Source organism: Arthrobacter sp. E44 (genome assembly GCF_041877125.1).
GTDB lineage: Bacteria > Actinomycetota > Actinomycetes > Actinomycetales > Micrococcaceae > Arthrobacter.
This window is the reverse complement of sequence record NZ_JBHDJA010000023.1, coordinates 1-21,068: the sequence shown is the minus strand read 5'-3', so window position 1 is coordinate 21,068 and position 21,068 is coordinate 1. Positions and strand designations below refer to the sequence as shown.

The following is a 21,068-nucleotide window of genomic DNA, read 5'->3' as shown; positions in this document are numbered from 1 at the left end:
CCTCCCTTTTGTTGTGTTTGTTGGCCTCCGGGCCCGGTGACCGCTTAGCGGCTGGTGGCGGTTGCCGTTGCGCTCGGAGTGGCGCTGGCGGACGAGCTTGCCCCTGCCGATGTGCTGGCGGAGGAGCTGGCGCTGGCTGACGAGCTTGCGCTGGCTGAAGAGGAAGACGTCGCCGAGGAGCTCGGGGTGGGGACGTAGTTCTTGTACTCCTGGAGGGTGGCGTCCAGGACCGGAACCTTCACCGTGTTGCTGACGTTGGTGCCGTTTTCGTTGATCTTGACGTCCACCAGGGAGCCGGGCTTGCCGCCGGTGGTGCTCAAGATGGCGGGATCAGACTTCTCGTTGAGCAGGGTGTAGGAGTTGGCTTTTACCGGAACCTCTGTCTGCGACCCCTTGGCGCCGTTGACCGTGAGCTTCACGTCCTTGGAGGAAGAGTTGTAGACGGCGCCGATAAGGCGGCCGGGCTCGTTTTCGCCCGTGGAGACGATGAGGATGTTCCGCAGCTGCAGGGGACCGAGGTCTGCGCGGATGCCGTCCGAGGCGGAGTACTGATGGCTGGTCTGCTGGGGCGTGATGTAACCGCAGCCCGCGGTCAGCAGGCTGGCGCCAAGGGCAGCAGCCGTCAGTGCCAGTTTGCCGCGCTGGGCCCGGTTCATCGCAGTGGAACGCACGTCACGTACTCCTCAAGAAATTTGAAGTCTTTTTCAGCCATAGCCTATCCGCAAAGAGGGTCAAACGAGGATTCGGCCGTGTCACAACCCCTATGGGAACGCTCACTTGATGCACTAATCTGCGCATTCGTCAAGAGGGTGGACGAGGTTGATTGGGCCGCTTTTCCGCGTATTTTCGCGGTTGCAGGCACTTTCCCCGGCCGGTCATATGCCTGAATCGTGATAAACTGGTCAGCGGGAAAGGGGAAATGTCCACATGGTATTTGAGGTCGGCGAGACAGTAGTTTACCCTCACCACGGTGCTGCGAAGATTGAAGAAATCAAGATGCGCACCATCAAGGGCGAAGAGAAGATGTATCTCAAGCTCAAGGTGGCCCAGGGTGATCTGACCATTGAAGTTCCAGCAGAGAACGTTGACCTTGTTGGGGTCCGGGACGTAGTGGGCAAGGAAGGCCTGGAGCACGTGTTCGATGTGCTCCGCGCCGAGTTCACCGAGGAGCCCACCAACTGGTCACGCAGGTACAAGGCAAACCTGGAGAAGCTTGCTTCCGGTGACGTCATCAAGGTGGCAGAGGTTGTTCGCGACCTGTGGCGCCGGGATCACGACCGGGGCCTTTCCGCAGGCGAGAAGCGAATGCTGGCCAAGGCCCGCCAGATTCTGATTTCAGAACTGGCGCTGGCTGAAAAGACCGACGAGGAGAAGGCTGCAAGCGTTCTCGACGAGGTCCTGGCTTCCTAAGAATTTAGCCCCGGCGCACGCAAGTGCCGCCGGGGCTTCTTTTTTTGGGCGCACCGGCGGTGCCCGCGCACCCGCCGGAAGTGCCGGCGTCGTAGGCTAGTCCGCATGAGTGAATCACCTCCGCGCCTGGTCACAGCCGTCATCCTGGTGGCCGCAGGTTCCGGGCAACGCCTCGGCTATGGCATGCCCAAGGCGGCCGTGCCGCTTGGCGGCGAGCCGATCCTGATGCATTCCCTGCGCGGCATCGTCGCGTCCGGGGTTGCCACGCAGGTGTGCGTCGCCTTGCCCGCGGGGGACCAGGGCCTGCGCCAGCTGTGCGACGACTTCCGCGGAGAACTCGCCGACGGCGGTCCCCTCCTGAGCCTTGTCGAAGGCGGGTCCACCAGGGCTGACTCCGTCCGGGCCGGCATCGCTGCCCTGATGGAGGGGATCGAGGCGGTGCTGGTGCACGATGCCGCGCGCGCACTGACACCTGAGTCGGTTTTCCACCGTGTGTCCGACGCGCTGGCCGCCGGTGCAGATGCCGTCATTCCCGCGCTTCCGGTCGTGGACACGGTCAAGACCGTAGCCGCCACCGCGGGGGAGGGCGCGGTTTTCGCCCCCGAGGTTGTTACCGGGACTGCCCGCCGCGAGGAACTGCGCGCGGTCCAGACGCCCCAGGGTTTCAGGATCGACACCCTGTTGCAGGGCCACCAGGCGGCACAGTCCTTGGACGAGGAACAGTCCGCGGCTGTCACCGATGACGCCATGCTGGTTGAAATGCTCGGCACTTCCGTCCACGTGGTCCGCGGATCAACGCAGTCCCTCAAAATCACCACTCCGCTGGACCTGATCTTCGCCGAAGGCCTCCTGGAAGGCCCGCTCGGAGCCCGGTGGGTGGAAGGATGAGCCACGACATGGTCCTCCCGCGGACCGGCGTGGGAATCGACGTCCATGCCTACGCCCCCCACGACGCCCCACGCCCGCTCTGGCTGGGTGGCCTGCTCTGGCCCGGAGAACGCGGCCTCGCCGGGCACTCTGACGGTGATGCCGTGGCGCACGCTGCCGCGGACGCGCTGTTCTCCGCCGCCGGCATCGGGGACCTTGGCACGCACTTCGGCACGGACCGGCCCGAGTTTGCCGGCGCCTCCGGTGCCACCCTCCTGGCCGAGGCAGCCCGGATTGTCCGGGCAGCCGGCTTCGAGATCGGCAACGTTGCGGTGCAGTTCGTGGCTAACCGGCCCAAGTTCGGGCCCCGCCGGGAGGAATCCCAAAGAGTCCTCAGCGAAGCGGCGGGCGCGCATGTGGGGGTCACGGCAACCACCAGCGACGGCTTGGGCTTCACCGGACGTGGAGAGGGCATCTCCGCGGTAGCCACCGCCCTGGTGTACCCGCAGCAGTCCTAAGCCATCGGCTAGTCTGGAGCGGTGACCCTGCGCTTCTATGACACTGCCTCCGCCGAAGTCCGGAACTTCGTCCCCCTCATCGAGGGCAAGGCCAGCCTCTATTACTGCGGGGCCACCGTCCAGGGCATGCCGCACGTGGGCCACATCCGTTCCGCCATCGCTTTCGACCAGCTGACGCGCTGGCTGCAGTATCGGGGCCTGCGGGTCACCGTCGTCCGCAACGTGACGGACATCGATGACAAGATCCTGGCCAAGTCTGAGGCTTCCTTCGCGCCGGACTTCAGCCCGGAAGCGGGGGAGGTCCCCCGCGAAGAGTGGTGGGCGCTGGCGTACCGCTACGAGCGTGAATTCCTGAAGGCGTACGACACCCTCGGCGTTTCCCGCCCTACCTACGAACCTCGGGCCACCGGGCATATCCCCGAGATGCACGCCCTGATCCAGCAGCTGATTGAGCGCGGCCACGCCTACCCTGCCCTTGACGATTCCGGTGACGTCTACTTCGACGTCCGCTCCTGGGACCGGTATGGTGCGTTGACCCGGCAGAACATCGACGACATGCAGGCAGCGCCCGACGCCGATCCCCGCGGCAAGAAGGACCCCCGCGACTTTGCGCTGTGGAAGGGCTCCAAGGAAGGAGAGCCGGCCACCGCCAGCTGGGCCTCGCCCTGGGGCACGGGCCGGCCGGGCTGGCATCTTGAGTGCTCCGCTATGGTCACCAAGTACCTCGGCACTGCTTTCGATATCCACGGCGGCGGCCTGGACCTGCGCTTCCCGCACCACGAAAACGAGATGGCGCAGTCGCAGGCGGCCGGCCATTCGTTTGCCAACTTCTGGATGCACAACGGGATGGTGACCTACCAGGGCGAGAAGATGTCCAAGTCCATCGGCAACACCATCAGCCCTGCCGAGATGCTGGAGCTGGCCCCGCCACGCGTGGTGCGGTACTACCTTGGCCAGGCGCATTACCGCTCGGTGCTGGATTACCGGCCCACCTCGCTGCAGGAGGCCGCGGCCGCCGTCGAACGCATAGACGGGTTCCTGGCCAAGGCCGCGGCACGGTTCGGCGGCGACGCCGGGATCGCCGATGGCAACCACGGCCCCTCCTCCGGAATCGACGCATTCTGCGAAGCCATGGACGACGACCTCAACGTTCCCCGCGCCCTGGCGGCGTTGCACGAGACGGTCCGGGCCGGCAACACTGCCCTGGCGGAAGGTGACGACGCCGCCGCACGGGATGCGATGCACGCAGTGGTCCTCATGACGGACGTCCTGGGCCTCAACGCCGTCGCCGGGTCCGCAGCCGTGAACACGCGGGAGGCCGAGGCGCTGGAGGTCCTCGTGGAAGCCCAACTGGCAGCGCGCGCAGCTGCCCGCGCCGAAAAGGACTGGGCGGCTTCCGATGCCATCCGGGACACCCTGAACCAGGCCGGCGTGGTGGTGGAGGACGGCCCGGATGGCGCCACCTGGAGCCTCAAGCGCGACTGAACCCTGCCCAGCCCGGTTGAACCCCACTCACCGGCGGCCAGCCCCGATTTTTTTCGGGTCAGTAGACTGGTATGCAGACTCAGTCAGCACAATCAAGGGTGGAACATCATGGCCAACAATGGTCGCCGATCGGTGAAAGCGAAGAAGGGCCCAACCGTCGGAACCGGGGGCCACGGCCGCAAGGCCCTCGAAGGCAAGGGCCCCACGCCCAAGGCCGAGGACCGCGTCTACCACAAGGCCCACAAGGCACGGCAGCTCGCCGAACGGTCCGCCGCGAAGCGCGGTACCGGTGCCCGCAGCGCCGGCGCCGCCAAATCCGGCCCCAAGGGACGCGCCACCGAGGAAGTGGTCACCGGACGCAACTCGGTGGTTGAAGCCCTCCGCGCCGGCATCCCCGCCAAGGCACTGCACGTGGCCATCCGCATCGAGATGGACGACCGCGTCAAGGAGTCCCTGAAGCTTGCCGCCGAACGCGGCATCCCGCTGATGGAGACCGGCAAGCCCGAGCTGGACCGGATGACGGATGACGCCGTCCACCAGGGCCTGGTGCTGCAGATCCCGCCCTACGAGTACCAGGACGCTTACGAACTGGCCGAAGAAACCGTGGAGAAGTGGAAGAAGGGGCACGTTGCCAACGCCCCGCTCTTCGTCGCCCTGGACGGCATCACTGACCCCCGGAACCTGGGCGCCATCATCCGCTCCGTCTCCGCGTTCAGCGGCCACGGCGTCATCGTGCCCGAGCGCCGCTCCGTGGGCGTCACCGCCGCCGCATGGAAGACCAGCGCCGGCGCCGCAGTCCGCGTCCCGGTGGCCCGCGCCTCCAACCTGAACAACGCCCTGAAGCAGTTCAAGAACATGGGCATTTTCGTGCTGGGGCTCGACGGCGACGGCGACGTTTCGCTGCCGGACCTCACCCTGGCCACCGAACCGGTGTGCATCGTGGTGGGCTCGGAAGGAAAGGGCCTGAGCCGCCTGGTCCGGGAAAACTGCGACCAGATTGTCTCCATCCCCATCGATTCCGCCATGGAGTCGCTCAACGCCTCGATGGCCGTGGGCATCTCGCTGTACGAGGTCTCACGCCAGCGCGCCGCGGGATAGTTTCGGCGGGATGGTTTCTCCGGGACTTGATCCCGGGCAGGTTGCCGGCGCCGCAGGGGTGTCCGGGCTGGTCAAGTGCTGCTGACCGCTACTATTTAGGTGATGGTCATGCCGCTTTTCGACACAACATCCGCCATGGACGCCTCCACGGCTGCTCCGCTTGGGGTGAGCGTTCCGCGCGCGGATTCCGGCGGCACCCGCCACCACACGGGCGGACGGGCCAACGTTGCCTGCTTCGCGCCGGCCGTCTCCAGCCTGGACATCGTCTACTGCCCTCCGGGCGGCCAGTGGCGGATCCAGACCCTGGCCAACATCACAAAAGGCGTCCACCACGGCATCGTTGAGGACATGCCCTACGGCTCGCGCTACGGCTTCCGTCCGTCATCGGACACCCCGCCGTTGCCGCCGGCCCTTATCCCGGGCAACGGGAACGGTTCGGGCAGGCAGCCCCTCCTGCTGGACCCGTACGGCAGGGGAATCGACCAGCGCGGCGGCGTCCTCACCAGTGTCCGCACCGCCACCGAGTTCGACTGGGGAACCGATGAACGCCTTAGTCTTCCCTGGCGCAACACCATCGTCTATGAAGCCCATGTGCGCGGCCAGAGCATGCTGCACCCGGATGTGCCGGAAAAACTGAGGGGCACCTACGCCGGCCTGGCGCATCCTGCCGTCGTCGAGCACCTCACCAGCCTGGGCATCACGTCTGTCCAGCTGCTGCCAGTCCACTTCCACATCGATGAGCCGCACCTGCAGGACCTGGGCCTCAGCAACTACTGGGGCTACAACACCGCTGCCTTTTTTGCCCCCCACCCGGGATACGCCACCCAGGCTGCCCAGGAAGCCGGTGCCCAGGCTGTCCAGGACGAGTTCAAGGCCATGGTCAAGGCGCTGCACGCCGCCGGGCTGGAGGTCATCCTCGACGTCGTCTACAACCACACCGCGGAAGGCGGAGAGGACGGGCCGGTCCTAAGCTTTAAGGGCTTGGGGGAGGACACGTACTACCGGGTGGACGGCCACGGCAAGTTCGTCGATACCACCGGCTGCGGCAACTCGCTCAACTTTGCTGAACCCAAGGTGGTCCAGCTGGTGACTGACTCGATGCGCTACTGGGTGGACGAGTTCCACATCGACGGCTTCCGCTTTGACCTGGCTGTCACGCTGTGCCGCAATGCGGCGAACGAATTCGACCCCAAGCACCCCTTCCTCACCGGCGTCGCCGCCGATCCCGTCCTGTCCGAGGTCAAGCTGATCGCCGAACCCTGGGACATTGGCTACGGCGGCTGGCAGACCGGCCAGTTCCCGCCCGGGTGGGTGGACTGGAACGACCACTTCCGGGACGCAGTGCGGACCTTTTGGCTGGCAGACAGGGCGGCGATCGATTCCGGCGGCCACGGCGGGACCATGGCCAAGCTGGCGGACGCCTTGTCCGGTTCCGCAGGCCTCTTCCAGGCCTCCGGCCGTTCGCGCCTGGCCTCGGTCAACTTTGTTACCGCCCACGACGGCTTCACCATGAACGACCTGGTGTCCTACGACCGCAAGCACAACGAGGACAACGGCGAAGAGAACAGGGACGGGCACGGGGACAACCGCAGCTACAACCACGGTGTGGAGGGCCCTACCGAGAACGGTGCGATCCTGGCCAAGCGGGCCCAGTCCAGGCGCAACCTGATGGCATCGCTGATGGTCTCGCTGGGGGTGCCCATGATCACTGCCGGAGACGAGCTGGCAAGGACGCAGCAGGGCAACAACAACGCCTACTGCCAGGACAACCACATCACCTGGCTGGACTGGACGCTCTCGCCGGAGGCACACGAAATGCTGCGCAGCACCAAGCGGTACATCCGGTTGCGCAAAGAGTTCCTGGCCGCCCAGCCCCACGACTTCCCGGTCCGGGACGAGCAGTCCTATCTGTACTGGTTCGACCAGGACGGGCAGCCCATGTCCGCCGAACGCTGGAATGATCCGCAGCAACGTGTCATGCAGCTGCTGCTCGGCGATGACGGCGGCGACCTTGCTGGCCTTGTGGTGGTCAACGGCAGCGCCTCGGACGTGCAGGTCACCCTTCCGAACACAGGGAGGCCGGCCCCCAGCCTGTTCGAGCTTCGGCTGACTACCTCACCGCGCCACAAGGAGCGGCAGGGCATACAGGTGCCGTCGGGGAAAACGGACCTCGCGGAGGCCAACTCCATCAACATCTACCGCACGTAGCCAGAAACTACCCAGCCCCAGAACAACCAGGACCAGCCGGCAGGTACCCCGAATGCGCAACCGCTCCATCGTTCCCTTGCTCATCACCACCCTGGTGGTGCTGGCCATGGTGGCGTTCGGCGGGGCCGGGCTACTGGGCGGGCAGACGGAAAGTACGACGCCGGGAACGGCTTCCAGCCAGGCGTCCCCTCCGGGCGGCGCGGCTGCGTCCGGGGCGGCGAAGCAGTCTGCGCCCCACCGCGCTGCCAACCCGTCCAGCCTGCCCGAAATCAGGGAGTCCTCGCTCCCGGTCGAAGGCCGCAGGGTGCTGGCGCTGATCCGCGCGGGCGGCCCGTACCCGTACAGCCAGGATGACCAGGTCTTCGGCAACTTCGAGCGCGTCCTGCCAGTCAGGGACCGGGGCTACTACCGCGAATACACGGTCCCCACGCCCGGCGAAGGGGACCGGGGCGCCCGGCGCATCGTGGCAGGGAACGGCGGCGAGAAGTATTACACGGGGGACCACTACGCAACGTTCAAGTACATAGCGGAAGGCAGTTAGCACAACCATGAAAATCTTCTCCGGCGACACCTGGACCCTGGAAGAACTGCAGGAACAGGTTGCCGACGCCGGGCGCCGCAGCGTGGTGGTCCCGCCGGCGGACAGCAAGCGCGCGGTCCTGGAAACCTTCGGCGAGGTCCTGGGCTTTCCCGAACACTATGGCGTGAACCTCGATGCCCTGAACGACTCGCTCCACGACTTCGCCGACAGCATTACCGACAACGGCAATCCGCCCGTCACGGTGCTGTGGCAGGTGGCCGCCCCGTTCCGCAGCGACCGGTCGTTCGGCATCATCTGCGAAATCCTGCAGGATGCCGAACGGTACGCGGGCAAGGACCTTGCCGTCACGGCAGTGCTGCTCTGAATCAGACCTTGATGCCCTAACCCCGCGCCGCCAGCACTAGCCCTGCGGGCGCTCCTCGTGCGAAACATAGGTGTCCAGCAGTGCCGAGGCCCTGCCGCCGTCGTCCTCCTGCGCCAAGCCCTTCCGCATGCTTTCCGCCTTTTCCCGCCCTGCCGGGAAGGGCGGGAGAAGCGGGACTTCGGGGTCGGTCAGCACCTCGATCACCACGGGGCAGTCCGCGGCGAAGGCCTGGTCCCACGCCTCTGCAAGAAGCTCCGGATCCTCGACCCGGATGCCTTTGAGCCCCAGCAGGTCGGCGTAGCCGGCAAAGGGAAAATCGGGCAATTCCTGGCTCGCCGCAAACCGCGGCTCCGCCTCCGACTCGCGCTGTTCCCAGGTAACCTCGGTCAGCTCCCGGTTGTTGAAGACGCACACCACGAACCGCGGGTCCTGCCACTGGCGCCAGCGGTGCGCCACCGTGACCAGCTCGGCCACGCCCAGCATCTGCATCGCGCCGTCCCCGGCCAGGGCCAGCAGCGGACGGTCCGGGTGGGCCAGCTTGGCAGCGATGCCGTACGGGATGGAGCAGCCCATGCTGGCGAGGGTCCCGGAGAGGTGGGCAGGGACACCCTGGGGGAGCGTCAGTTGGCGGGCGTACCAGTACACGCAGCTCCCGACGTCGACACTCACCAAGGCGTCTTCGGGAAGCCGGCCATTGAGCTCGCGCACCACACGTTCCGGGTTGACAGGGCTGGCGGGGACAGCGGCGCGGTCTGCAGCCAGGATGCGCCAACGGCTGACTTCTTCCTCCACCTCGGAGCGCCACGGGGTCCGCGGACGGTGTTCCAGCCGTTGGTTGAGGGCGTCAAGGGCTGAAGCGGCGTCGCCTGCCAGGCCCACCTCCACGGGGTAGCGGTTGCCGATCTTCTTTTCGTCGATGTCGATCTGGACGGTACGGGCCGCACCGGGCGGCGGATAGAACTCGGTCCAGGGATCGTTGGAGCCCACAATCAGGAGGGCGTCGCAGGTGCCCAGCAGGTGCGCGCTGGCCGTGGTGCCGAGGTGTCCCATGGTTCCCACCGCGATGGGCAGGGTCTCATCCACGTAGGGCTTGCCCAGCAGGCTGGTGGCGATTCCAGCGCCAAGCTTCTCGGCAATCGCCACTACTTCCTCGCGCGCGTGCCTTGCTCCCTGGCCCACCAGGAGCGCCACCCGTTCCGCCGAGTTGAGCAGGACGGCCGCGGCTGCAAGGTCCTCTTCGCGCGGCGTCTTGGCTGCGGCGCTCCAGGACGGGGCGGTGACCACGATGCCGTGCTGCTGTTCAAGCTCCGGCGCCGGCTCGGACTGAACGTCGTGCGGGATGATCACCACGCAGGGGGAGGAGGTGGCCTTCGCCGTCCGGAAGGCCCGGTCCAGCACCATGGGCACCTGCTCCGCCGTGCTGACCTGCTGCACGAACTGGGAAGCAACGTCCTTGAACAGCGCCATGAGGTCGATTTCCTGCATGTAGGCAGAACCCAGCACGGTGCGGCTTTGCTGCCCCACGACGGCCACCACCGGCACGCCGTCCAGCTTGGCGTCGTACAGCCCGTTGAGCAGGTGGACGGCGCCGGGGCCTTGGGTGGAGGTGACCACTCCTACGCCGCCGGTGTATTTTGCATGGCCCACGGCCATGAACGCCGCGGACTCCTCATGCCGCGCCTGGACAAACTCAACCCGGCCCTCGGTGCGGCGCAGGGCGCCCATGAACCCGTTGATGCCGTCGCCGCTGTAGCCGAAGACCCGGTCCACACCCCACGTGGTGAGGCGCTCCACAATTACATCGGCCACCGTACGTTCGGTCATTGGTCCTCCTGGGTCGGGTTCCTGGCCTGCCTGCCAGGAACCGTACCCATCAGACCCGGAGGCTAAGCGTTGACGATCAGTCCCAGCTCGGCCTTGGATGCCAGTGCTTCGTGCCGCGGCAGGACCCGTACGGTGTAGCCGAACGGCCCCGAGCGGTCAATCACCAGGGAACCGCTGAACAGATGGCGGCCGTTGCCCAGGTCCTCCTTCACCTGCATTTCCATCATGGTGATGTCCGCCAGGGTGTCATTCTCTTCCGCCCGCCCGTAGGCCACCTCCACGCAGACATCCTCGGGGGTGAGCGCGTTCAGGGCCACGTAGGCGTTGACCTGCAGGGTGTCGCCGATCTGCGGGTCCTCGGAAACGCCCACGGAGTCCACATGCTCCACATGCACCTGCGGCCACGCGCCGCGGACCTTTGCCGACCAGGACGCCAGCGCCCGGGCCTGGGCGTAGGAGTTGGCGGTGGCGCTGCGGCCTGCATCCGCGGCGGGGCGGTACAGGGTGTTCACGTAGTCCCGGAGCATGCGTTCGGCCGAGACCTGCGGCCCCAGGTGGGACAGGGTGTGCTTGATCATGGACACCCAGTGGGTGGGCACCGTTTCGCTCCTGGTGGTCGACGGCCCCGCAGCCCCGGCGCCCTCAGAGACCGTGCTCCCGTAGAAGCGCGGAGCCACCTGCGTTTCCAGCAGCTCGTAGAGCGCGGCAGCTTCGATGTCGTCGCGTTCCTCCGGCGAGGCGTCGTTGTTGGCGGTGGGGATGGCCCAGCCGTTCTCGCCGTCGTACATCTCGTCCCACCAGCCATCCAGGACGGACAGGTTCAGGGACCCGTTCAGTGCCGCCTTCATGCCTGACGTGCCGCAGGCTTCCAAAGGCCGCAGCGGATTGTTCAGCCAGACGTCGCAGCCGGGGAACAGGGTCCTGGCCATGGCGATGTCGTAGTTGGGCAGGAATGCGATCCGGTGCCTGATTTCCGGATCATCCGAGAAACGCACCAGGTCCTGGATCATTTTCTTGCCGGCGTCATCGGCGGGGTGGGACTTGCCGGCGATGACCAGCTGGATGGGGTGTTCCTTGTGCAGGAGCAGTGCCTTCAGCCGGGCAGGTTCGCGCAGCATCAGGGTGAGCCGCTTGTACGTGGGCACACGGCGGGCGAACCCGATGGTGAGCACGTCCGGGTCAAGGACGTTGTCGGTCCAGCCCAGCTCGGCGTCGGCGGCGCCGCGCTTCTTCCATGCGGCACGCAGCCTGCGCCGGACGTCCTCCACCAGGGCCGCCCGCAGCTCCCGGCGCAGGGCCCAGACATCGGCGTCGCTGACGTTGTAGGCGAGGTCCCACTTGCCCAGCGCTTCAGCCTCGCTGCCGAACTGGTCGCGGGCCAGCTTGGAGATGCGGCTGTCCACCCACGTGGGCACGTGGACGCCGTTGGTCACCGAGGTGATGGGCACCTCCGAGTGGTCGAAGCCCGGCCACAGCGCCGAGAACATGCCGCGGGACACCTCACCGTGGAGCTTGGCCACGCCGTTGGCGCGCTGGGCCAGGCGCAGGCCCATGACGGCCATGTTGAAGACGGAGGGGTTTCCGTCCGCGTAGTTTTCCCGGCCGAGTTCCAGGATCCGGTCCACCGGCACCGCGGGGGCCAGCCCGGCCTGGAAGAAGTGGCTGATCTGGTTGATTTCGAACCGGTCGATGCCGGCCGGGACCGGCGTGTGGGTGGTGAACACGGTTGAGGCGCGGCCGGCGGCCAGCGCTTCGTCGAAGGTCAGTGCCTGTTCGCCGGACATCAGTTCCTGGATGCGCTCGATTCCGAGGAACCCGGCGTGGCCCTCGTTGGTGTGGAACACTTCCGGGGCCGCGCAGCCGGTCAGTTTCTGGAAAGCGCGCAGGGCCTTGACCCCGCCCATCCCCAGCAGGAGCTCCTGCTGCAGCCGGTGGTCGCCGCCGCCGCCGTACAACCGGTCGGTGATGCTGCGGGCGGCATCGTCGTTGCCGGGAACGTTGGAGTCCAGGAGGAGCAAGGGCACGCGTCCGACGTCGGCCCGCCAGATGTGTGCCAGCAGGCGCCGGCCGTTGGGCAGGGGGAGGGAGACCTGCAGGGCCTTGCCGTTGCCGTCCGGGGAGGGCTCCCGGAGCAGGGTGAGGGGGAGGCCGTCCGAGTCCAGGACGGGGTAGGTCTCCTGCTGCCAGGCATCGCGGGAGAGCGACTGCTTGAAGTAGCCGGCCTGGTAGAGCAGGCCCACCCCGATGAGGGGGACGCCCAGGTCCGAGGCTGCCTTGAGGTGGTCGCCGGCGAGGATGCCCAGGCCACCCGAGTACTGCGGAAGCACCTCAGTGATGCCGAACTCGGGCGAGAAGTAGGCAATGGAGGCGGGAGCATCCGCGCCCAGCCCCTGGTACCAGCGCGGCTCCTCAAGGTACCGGTCAAGGTCCTTTTCGGCGGCGCGCACCCGCTCCACCACGGACTGGTCCGCAGCGAGCTGCTGGAACTCCTCGCGACTGACCATCCCCAGGAAACCGATGGGGTCCTGCCCACTCTCCTCCCAGAGGCGCGGGTTCAAGCCGGCGAAAAGTTCCCGGGTAGGGCGGTGCCAGGACCACCGCAAATTGCTGGCCAGCCTGGCCAGCGGCCGAATGGGCTCAGGGAGGACTGTACGGACCGTAAACCTGCGGATTGCCTTCACCTGCGTCACACTAACCGACAACATGCGCGGCCGGAACCAGCTTTCGGTTTCTTTTGGGTAAATGACAGGGGCATGAAGAAATTGGGCCGCGGCACGGCAGATTTAGTGAGCAGGCTTAGCAATCCTGCTCATTTCTCGCTAACGTCAAGCCTGTGACGACTAACTCAGGAACCAGTGCAGCATCCACCAAAATGCCCCAGCGCCGAATCACGGAGGGCCTGCGGTTCGGACGTTTTCCCATCACCGCCGTGCAGCCTGTCGTTGAGGACGGCAAGTTCCCGGCCAAGGCCCTGCCCGGCGAGGGGATCGTGGTGGGCGCCACCGCCTTCCGCGAAGGCCATGACATGCTCGGCGTCAGCGCAGTGCTGCTGGACCCGTCCGGTGCAGAGCGCCAGCGCGTCCGGCTTGCGCCGCCCCGCGGGGAACGCGGAATGGGGACCGACCGCTGGGAAGGCATCCTCACGCCGTCGGAAACCGGAAACTGGTCCTTCGTCATCGAAGCCTGGCACGACCGCTACGGCACCTGGCACCACAACGCTGAAGTGAAGATCGACGCCGGCATCGACGTCGAACTCATGCTTGCGGAGGGTGCCAAGCTGCTTGGCGAAGCCGCCGCGGAGGACTTCCGGGACGACGTTGACCGGGCAGCCCTGCAGCGTGCCGCGGACGTCCTCGCGGACCAGTCCCGCGGCACCGAGGAACGCCTCGGGGCCGGGTTCAGCGCGGAAATCGCGGACATCGTTGCCCGCCAGCCCATCCGCGAACTGGTGACCGTGTCGCGGAAATACCCGCTGCTGGTGGAGCGGGACCGTGCCGGCCGCGGCGCCTGGTACGAGTTCTTCCCCCGGTCCGAAGGCGCCGTCAAGGACCACAACACCGGCACCTGGACCTCAGGGAACTTTCGCACCGCGGCAAAACGGCTCGACGCCGTGGCCGCCATGGGATTCGACGTCCTGTACATGCCGCCCATCCATCCCATCGGACTGCAGCACCGCAAGGGTCCCAACAACACGCTCGTGGCGGGCCCCAACGACCCCGGCTCGCCCTGGGCGATCGGAGCCAAGGAAGGCGGCCACGACGCCATCCATCCCGACCTCGGTTCCTTTGAGGACTTCGACGCCTTCGTGGCCCGTGCCAACGAGCTGGGCCTGGAAGTAGCCCTGGACCTCGCGCTCCAGGCCGCCCCGGACCACCCCTGGGTGCAGTCCCACCCGGAATGGTTTACCACCCGCGTGGACGGCAGCATTGCCTACGCGGAAAACCCGCCAAAGAAGTACCAGGACATATATCCGCTCAATTTCGATAATGACCCGGAAGGCCTTTCGCAGGAAATTCTGCGGATTGTGCTGCTCTGGGTCAGCCATGGCGTAAAGATTTTCCGCGTGGATAACCCGCACACCAAACCCGTCTGGTTCTGGGAATGGCTTATTGCCGAAGTGAATAAAACGGAGCCCGGCGTGGTGTTCCTCGCCGAGGCCTTCACCCGGCCCGCCATGATGCACGCACTGGGCAGGGCAGGCTTCCAGCAGTCGTACACCTACTTCACCTGGCGGAACACCAAGAAGGAAATCGAGTCGTACTTCGACGAAGTCAGCCACGAGTCCCCGGCTTTCTTCCGCCCCAACTTCTTCGTCAACACCCCCGACATCCTCACTGAATACCTGCAATATGGGGGACCGGCGGCGTTCCGGATCCGGGCGGTGCTTGCCTCCACGGGCAGCCCACTCTGGGGTGTCTACGCGGGCTACGAACTGTTCGAGCACGTGGCCCGGCCCGGGGCGGAGGAGTACATCGACAACGAGAAGTTCGAATACAAGGCCCGCGACTGGGATGCGGCCGCGGAATCAGGGCGCTCGCTGGCCCCGTACATCACGCGGCTGAACCACATCCGGCGGGACCACCCGGCGCTGCTGGACCTGCAGAACCTGACGGTCCACCAGAGCACGGATGAGTCCACTGTGGTCTTCTCCAAGCACAAGACGCTGCCCGATGGCTCCAAGGACACCATCATCGTGGTGGTCAATGTGGATCCGCACGTCACCAAGGAATGCAGCGTGGCGCTGGACCTGGCAGCCCTGGAACTGGACCCGCAGGACCTTACACCGGGCGGCGGCTTCTATGTGGATGACCTGATCTCCGGCCAAAGCTGGGAATGGGGCGAGTACAACTACGTGCGCCTGGATCCGCACGTGGAGCCCGCCCACATCCTCAGCGTGAGGAGAATGCATCAGTGAATTTCAATCCGCAAAGTTCCGGCCACTTCACCCCAAAGAGCACGTTCGAGCTAAATGCGCCCGGCCTGCAGCATGACCCGTTGTGGTACCGCAAGGCAGTGTTCTACGAAGTACTTGTGCGGGCCTTTGCGGATGCCAACGGCGATGGGTCCGGGGACTTCTCCGGACTCATCGACCGGTTGGACTACCTGCAGTGGCTGGGCGTTGACTGCCTTTGGCTGCCCCCGTTCTTCCAGTCGCCGCTGCGGGACGGCGGTTATGACATTTCCGACTACAACTCCGTCCTGGACGAGTTCGGCACCATCAGCGACTTCAAGCGCCTGGTGGCAGAGGCCCACGCCCGCGGCGTCCGGGTGATCATCGACCTTCCGCTGAACCACACCTCGGACCAGCACCCCTGGTTCCAGGAATCCCGCAAGGACCCGGACGGGCCCTTCGGCGACTTCTACGTCTGGAGCGACACCGACGAGAAGTACCAGGACGCCCGCATCATCTTCGTGGACACGGAGGAATCGAACTGGACGTTCGATCCCATCCGCCGGCAGTTCTTCTGGCACCGGTTTTTCAGCCACCAGCCGGACCTGAACTTCGAGAATCCGGCGGTGATCGACGCCGTCTTCGACGTGGTCCGGTTCTGGCTGGACCAAGGAATCGATGGTTTCCGGGCAGACGCCATCCCCTACCTCTACGAGGAGGAGGGCACCAACTGCGAGAACCTGCCGGCAACGCATGAGTTCCTCCGGGACCTGCGGGCCATGGTGGATGAAAACTATCCCGGCCGGGTGATCATCGCCGAAGCAAACCAGCCGCCCAACGAGGTGGTGGAGTATTTCGGGACCGCGGAGGAGCCCGAATGCCATATGGCTTTCCACTTCCCCATCATGCCCCGCCTGTATTACGCCCTGCGGGACCAGAAGGCAGCGCCTATCATCCAAACAATGCGCGATACCCCGGACATCCCCGAGGGCGCACAGTGGGGAACGTTCCTCCGCAACCACGACGAACTGACCCTGGAAATGGTCACCGCCGATGAGCGGGCGGCCATGCTGGGGTGGTACGCGCCGGATCCCCGCATGCGCGCCAACATTGGCATCCGGCGGCGGCTGGCACCGCTGCTGGACAACTCACGGGCCGAGATCGAGCTGATCAACGCACTGCTGCTCTCGCTTCCTGGCAGCCCGTTCCTGTACTACGGGGACGAAATCGGCATGGGGGACAACATCTGGCTCGAGGACCGCGACGCCGTCCGCACACCCATGCAATGGAACCCGGACCGCAACGCCGGCTTCTCCCACGCGGATCCCGGAAAGCTGTACCTGCCGCCCATCCAATCGCTGGTCTACAACTACGGCATGGCCAACGTGGAAGCGGAGGCCGCACATTCAGGGTCCCTCCTGCGCTGGACCAGGCAGATCCTCAGCGTCCGCAAGAACCACCCCGCCTTTGGGCTGGGCGGATTCAAACATGTGGAAGCAGACCACGACGCTGTCCTGGCGTACCTGAGGGAGCTGCCGGCCGGCAATCCTGCCGGTGCCGACGCCGAGACCATCCTTTGTGCCTTCAACCTTTCCCAGCACCCGGTGGCTGCCACACTGCGTATCCCCGAGTATGCCGGGCGGGGGCTCCGCGACGTCTTCGGCGGCCAGATCTTCCCTGGCATCGGCGACGACGGCAGCCTCACCTTGACCATCGGAAGCCACGATTTCTTCTGGCTCCGGTTGCGCTCGGCTGGTTCCAACCCGTCGTCGCCCTACACCCAGGCCATGCCCATCCTGTCGATAGAGAACTGAGATGAATCAGCCAATCCTCACTCCCGCCCTCACCGCGCTGCTCAAGGAATGGCTGCCGCAGCAGCGGTGGTTTCCCGTCAAAACCCCCGATTTCGATGTCTCCCAGGCAGGCAGCCTGGGGCTGACCGACCCCAGCGGACATGCAGCACTGGCCGTGTTCCTCCTCAATGTCACCACGGAGGGGCCCGACGGCGGCGTACGGACGGCCGTGGTCCAGGTTCCCTTGAGCTTCCGGCCGGCACCGGCAGGCGGGATGGAGCGGGCCCTGGTGGGCAACGCGGCGGGAATGGATCCCACCCGCCCCTGGGTCTACGACGCAGTGCACGACCCCGACTTCTTGGGCGCGTGGTTGGAACTAATCCGGCAGGAGGAGAAAGCCGCCAGCGGCACCGCCAGGGGGTTCCGGGTTGACGGTCCTTACCGGCTGCCCACCGCCAAGGGCGTTGTGAAGGTGCTCTCCGGCGAGCAGTCCAACAGCTCCGTCATGGTGGACGACGGCGAATCGGCCGCCATGGTGAAATTCTTCCGGGTGCTTTCGGACGGCACCAACCCTGAGATTGAAGTGGGTGCCGCCCTAACGAAGGCCGGCACCGCCGAGGTCCCAGCCACCCTTGGCTGGGTCAGGGGGGAGTGGCTGGGGCAAGGAGCCGAGGGTAATGCCGGCTCCGGTACCAGGTATGTCCAGGGTGAGCTTGCCGTGGCCCACGAGTTCCTCGCCGGCGGCCGGGACGCCTGGCGCTTGGCGGTGGACGCCGCGCGCTCGGGCAGGGACTTTACGGCAGAAGCCCGGGCCCTTGGTGCGGCAACGGCGACAGTGCACAAGCGCCTGGCGGAGGCTTTGGGGCAATCAGCCCAGCCTGAACCCGGCAAGGAGGCAGGACCTGCCGTTGCCCAGCGTGTCCGCACCGCCTGGGCTGAAGCCCGTGCCGCCGTCGGGCCTTACGACGATGCCCTGAACGCGCTGCTGGCCAACTTGGACAAAACGCCGGCCGGGCCGCTGCAACGCATCCACGGCGACCTGCACCTGGGCCAGATCCTCCTGGTGACCGGCCAGTCCGGCGACGAGTCGCGGTGGGCCATCCTGGACTTCGAGGGTGAGCCGCTGCGGCCCATTGCCGAACGTAACGTCCCGGACGTCCCCCTGCGCGACGTCGTGGGGATGCTCCGGTCCTTCGACTACGCAGCCGGAGCAGCGCAGCGCGAACAGGACGGCGCGCAGGTCCCGGACACATGGGTGGACGACTGCGCCGATGCTTTCCTGGCAGGGTATGCCGGGGTCATTCCCGGCACGGTGGATCGGACCTCACCGCTGTTTATGGCATTGTGGCTGGACAAGGCGCTGTACGAAGTTGTTTATGAAATGCGGAACAGGCCCGACTGGGTGGCGATTCCTGTAAACGCCTCCAGGCGGCTCCTGGGCAGTAATGGTGCCGGCGGCTCCGCCGGTGCAGCATCGGAAGGTAACAAAATGACAGGCTCAGCACGAACTGACCGCCCGGGGGTGCCCCTGCACGTGGATGAAGGCACCCTGGGCAGGATCGCGAACGGTGAACACCACGCCCCCCACTCCGTCCTGGGCGCGCACCTGGACGACCACGGCCACGTCACCATCCGGACCGTGAAGCACCTCGCCGAAGCAATCACCGTGGTCACCCAGGCCGGTGAAGTTCCCATGCAGCATGAGGCCCACGGCGTGTGGGTTGCGGTCCTGGAACCAATGGAGCAGGGACACGTTCCGGATTACCGGCTCTCGGTGACCTACCCGGGCAAGGAACCGGTGACGGTTGACGAGCCCTACCGCTACCTGCCAACCGTGGGTGAAGTGGACCTGCACCTCGTCGGCGAAGGCCGGCACGAGAAGCTGTGGAAGGTGCTCGGCGCCCACGTCCAGCACTACAAGTCATCGCTGGGCGACGTCAACGGTGTGTCGTTTGCCGTGTGGGCTCCCAATGCGCAGGCAGTCCGCGTCAAGGGCGACTTCAACGCGTGGGACGGCCGCGAGAACTCCATGCGCTCGCTGGGTTCCTCCGGTGTCTGGGAAGTTTTCATTCCCGGCGTTACGGCAGGGGCTTGCTACAAGTTTGAGATCCTGACACGGGGCGGCTACTGGGTTGAAAAGGCCGACCCCCTGGCGTTCGGCACCGAGGTTCCTCCGTTGACCGCGTCCCGGGTGGTGGAGCCGTCGTACGCCTTCAAGGACAACGAATGGATGGAAGCGCGGGCCAACCGCGACCCCCACAACTCCGCCATGAGCGTCTACGAGGTGCACCTGGGATCCTGGCGCCTTGGCCTCGGCTACCGGGAGCTCGCCAAGGAACTGGTGGAGTACGTGAAGTGGCTCGGGTTCACCCACGTCGAATTCATGCCCGTCGCCGAGCACCCCTTCGGCGGTTCCTGGGGTTACCAGGTCACGTCCTACTACGCCCCTACGTCCAGGTTCGGCCACCCGGATGAGTTCCGCTACCTGGTGGACGCCCTCCACCAGGCCGGCATCGGCGTGCTGCTGGACTGGGTGCCGGCGCACTTCCCCAAGGATGCCTGGGCCCTGGCCCGGTTCGACGGGGAGCCGCTGTACGAGCACTCCGACCCCGCCTTGGGCGAACACCCCGACTGGGGCACCCTCATTTTCGATTTTGGCCGCTCCGAGGTCCGGAACTTCCTGGTGGCGAACGCCCTCTACTGGCTGGAGGAGTTCCACATCGACGGCCTGCGCGTGGACGCGGTGGCCTCCATGCTCTACCTGGACTACTCCCGGCAGGAAGGCCAGTGGCGGCCCAACCGCTTCGGCGGCAGGGAGAACCTGGAAGCCATCTCCTTCCTGCAGGAAGTCAACGCCACCGTGTACAAGACCCACCCGGGCGCTGTCATGATCGCGGAAGAATCCACTGCGTTCCCCGGCGTTACCGCGCCCACCAGCCACGGCGGCCTGGGCTTCGGCCTGAAGTGGAACATGGGTTGGATGCACGATTCGCTCAAGTACATCTCCGAGGACCCCTACAACCGCAGGTGGCACCACGGCACGGTGACCTTCTCCCTGGTATATGCCTTCACGGAGAACTTCCTGCTGCCGATCAGCCACGACGAGGTAGTGCACGGCAAGGGCTCCATGGTCCGCAAGATGCCCGGCGACCGCTGGCAGCAGTTGGCCAACCTCCGCGCCTTCTTTGCCTACCAGTGGGCGCACCCCGGCAAGCAGCTCATTTTCATGGGCACCGAATTTGGCCAGGAGGGCGAATGGTCTGAGCAGCACGGCCTGGACTGGTGGCTCGCGGACATTCCTGCACACAGGGGACTGCAGTTGCTGACCAAGGACCTGAACGAGTTGTACGCATCCACTCCGGCCCTCTACACGCAGGACAACGTTCCCGCCGGGTTCCAGTGGATCAACGGCGGCGATGCAGACCGGAACGTCCTGTCCTTCATCCGGTGGGATGCCGACGGCAACCCGGTCGTGTGCGCTATCAACTTCTCCGGCGCCCCACATGTTGGCTACACCCTCGGCGTCCCGTCGGCCGGCGCCTGGACCGAGGTCCTCAACACGGACCACACCACGTACGGCGGATCGGGCGTCCTGAACGAAGGCGAACTGAAGGCAACCGACCATGGACAGGACGGCCAGCCGGCCACCTTGACCGTTACGCTGCCGCCGCTTGGTGCGTCCTACTTCAAGCCGGGATCAGCATCGGCTGAGTGATCCCGCCCGGCGTTGAACAAGCCGGTTCTGAGTGAGCGAAAGGCCCGGAATCCGCGTGATTCCGGGCCTTTCAGCTGCTTGGAGGACGTCCGTCCAGGGTGGAGTGGCAATCCCGGAAGAGTGGTGGTACAGTTTATTTCCGCGCTGCTCCACGGAGTCAGACGGAAAACACGATCCCCTAAAGCTTATGCTGAGGATGGTCGCGGACGCCGGTTTGACACGCAGGATGCCAGCGGGTAAGTTTGAAAAGTTGCTCCGGAGCGATCCTGAACGTTGGTTTGGGTGGTGCCGGGTGTGTCTGTTGTTTGAGAACTCAATAGTGTGCCAAGTTTGTTGATACCGATTATGTAATGT

The 21,068-nt window shown here is 65.8% G+C and carries 14 protein-coding genes; 11 read left to right on the top strand and 3 right to left on the bottom strand.

Annotated elements, in window-relative coordinates; all coding sequences use genetic code 11:
• Positions 1–44: 44 nt before the first annotated feature.
• Positions 45–656, bottom strand: coding sequence for a hypothetical protein (locus ACETK3_RS17590; RefSeq protein ID WP_373993269.1), 612 nt, complete (start codon positions 654–656; stop codon positions 45–47).
• Between the two features lie 271 nt (positions 657–927).
• Here ACETK3_RS17590 and ACETK3_RS17585 point away from each other — a divergent pair, with 271 nt between their 5' ends.
• The 8 genes from ACETK3_RS17585 to ACETK3_RS17550 all read left to right on the top strand — a co-directional run bounded on the left by ACETK3_RS17585 (position 928) and on the right by ACETK3_RS17550 (position 8,491).
• The gene (locus ACETK3_RS17585; protein ID WP_011690592.1) at positions 928–1,410 is read left to right on the top strand and encodes a CarD family transcriptional regulator; all 483 of its coding nucleotides are present in this window, start codon (positions 928–930) and stop codon (positions 1,408–1,410) included.
• Between the two features lie 105 nt (positions 1,411–1,515).
• On the top strand, positions 1,516–2,298 hold the full coding sequence (ispD, locus tag ACETK3_RS17580; RefSeq protein WP_236801101.1) for a 2-C-methyl-D-erythritol 4-phosphate cytidylyltransferase: 783 nt from the start codon (positions 1,516–1,518) through the stop codon (positions 2,296–2,298).
• Positions 2,295–2,795 (top strand): 2-C-methyl-D-erythritol 2,4-cyclodiphosphate synthase, encoded by a 501-nt coding sequence (ispF, locus tag ACETK3_RS17575; protein WP_236821247.1) that lies wholly within the window; start codon positions 2,295–2,297, stop codon positions 2,793–2,795. Before ispD ends, ispF begins: the two co-directional genes overlap by 4 nt.
• A 21-nt stretch (positions 2,796–2,816) precedes the next feature.
• Positions 2,817–4,280 (top strand): cysteine--tRNA ligase, encoded by a 1,464-nt coding sequence (gene cysS / locus ACETK3_RS17570; RefSeq protein ID WP_306971676.1) that lies wholly within the window; start codon positions 2,817–2,819, stop codon positions 4,278–4,280.
• 108 nt (positions 4,281–4,388) lie between these two features.
• Complete coding sequence (gene rlmB, locus ACETK3_RS17565; protein WP_236801106.1) at positions 4,389–5,378, top strand: 23S rRNA (guanosine(2251)-2'-O)-methyltransferase RlmB; 990 nt, start codon at positions 4,389–4,391, stop codon at positions 5,376–5,378.
• 102 nt (positions 5,379–5,480) lie between these two features.
• A complete protein-coding gene (gene glgX / locus ACETK3_RS17560; RefSeq protein WP_306971678.1) occupies positions 5,481–7,586 on the top strand; it encodes a glycogen debranching protein GlgX in 2,106 nt (701 codons plus the stop codon).
• Positions 7,587–7,638: 52 nt separating this feature from the next.
• Positions 7,639–8,127, top strand: coding sequence for a ribonuclease domain-containing protein (locus ACETK3_RS17555; RefSeq protein ID WP_237429854.1), 489 nt, complete (start codon positions 7,639–7,641; stop codon positions 8,125–8,127).
• Between the two features lie 7 nt (positions 8,128–8,134).
• Positions 8,135–8,491, top strand: a complete 357-nt coding sequence (locus ACETK3_RS17550) for a barstar family protein (RefSeq protein WP_236801112.1) — start codon at positions 8,135–8,137, stop codon at positions 8,489–8,491.
• Between the two features lie 36 nt (positions 8,492–8,527).
• Here ACETK3_RS17550 and ACETK3_RS17545 read toward each other — a convergent pair whose 3' ends face one another.
• Both ACETK3_RS17545 and glgP read right to left on the bottom strand, forming a co-directional pair.
• A complete protein-coding gene (locus tag ACETK3_RS17545; protein WP_236801113.1) occupies positions 8,528–10,315 on the bottom strand; it encodes a thiamine pyrophosphate-requiring protein in 1,788 nt (595 codons plus the stop codon).
• A gap of 62 nt (positions 10,316–10,377) precedes the next feature.
• Positions 10,378–12,996 carry an alpha-glucan family phosphorylase gene (gene glgP / locus ACETK3_RS17540; protein ID WP_306971688.1) on the bottom strand — a complete coding sequence of 873 codons (2,619 nt, stop codon included), beginning with the start codon at positions 12,994–12,996 and terminating at the stop codon, positions 10,378–10,380.
• Between the two features lie 191 nt (positions 12,997–13,187).
• On the opposite strand from glgP, the gene ACETK3_RS17535 reads away from it, so the two are divergent.
• The 3 genes from ACETK3_RS17535 to ACETK3_RS17525 are packed head-to-tail and all read left to right on the top strand — an operon-like array spanning position 13,188 to position 20,714.
• Positions 13,188–15,230, top strand: a complete 2,043-nt coding sequence (locus ACETK3_RS17535) for an alpha-1,4-glucan--maltose-1-phosphate maltosyltransferase (RefSeq protein WP_236821981.1) — start codon at positions 13,188–13,190, stop codon at positions 15,228–15,230.
• The gene (treS, locus tag ACETK3_RS17530; RefSeq protein ID WP_373993265.1) at positions 15,227–17,020 is read left to right on the top strand and encodes a maltose alpha-D-glucosyltransferase; all 1,794 of its coding nucleotides are present in this window, start codon (positions 15,227–15,229) and stop codon (positions 17,018–17,020) included. The genes ACETK3_RS17535 and treS overlap by 4 nt, the downstream gene beginning before the upstream one ends.
• Position 17,021: 1 nt before the next feature.
• The gene (locus ACETK3_RS17525) at positions 17,022–20,714 is read left to right on the top strand and encodes a 1,4-alpha-glucan branching enzyme (RefSeq protein WP_373993264.1); all 3,693 of its coding nucleotides are present in this window, start codon (positions 17,022–17,024) and stop codon (positions 20,712–20,714) included.
• Positions 20,715–21,068: the final 354 nt, after the last annotated feature.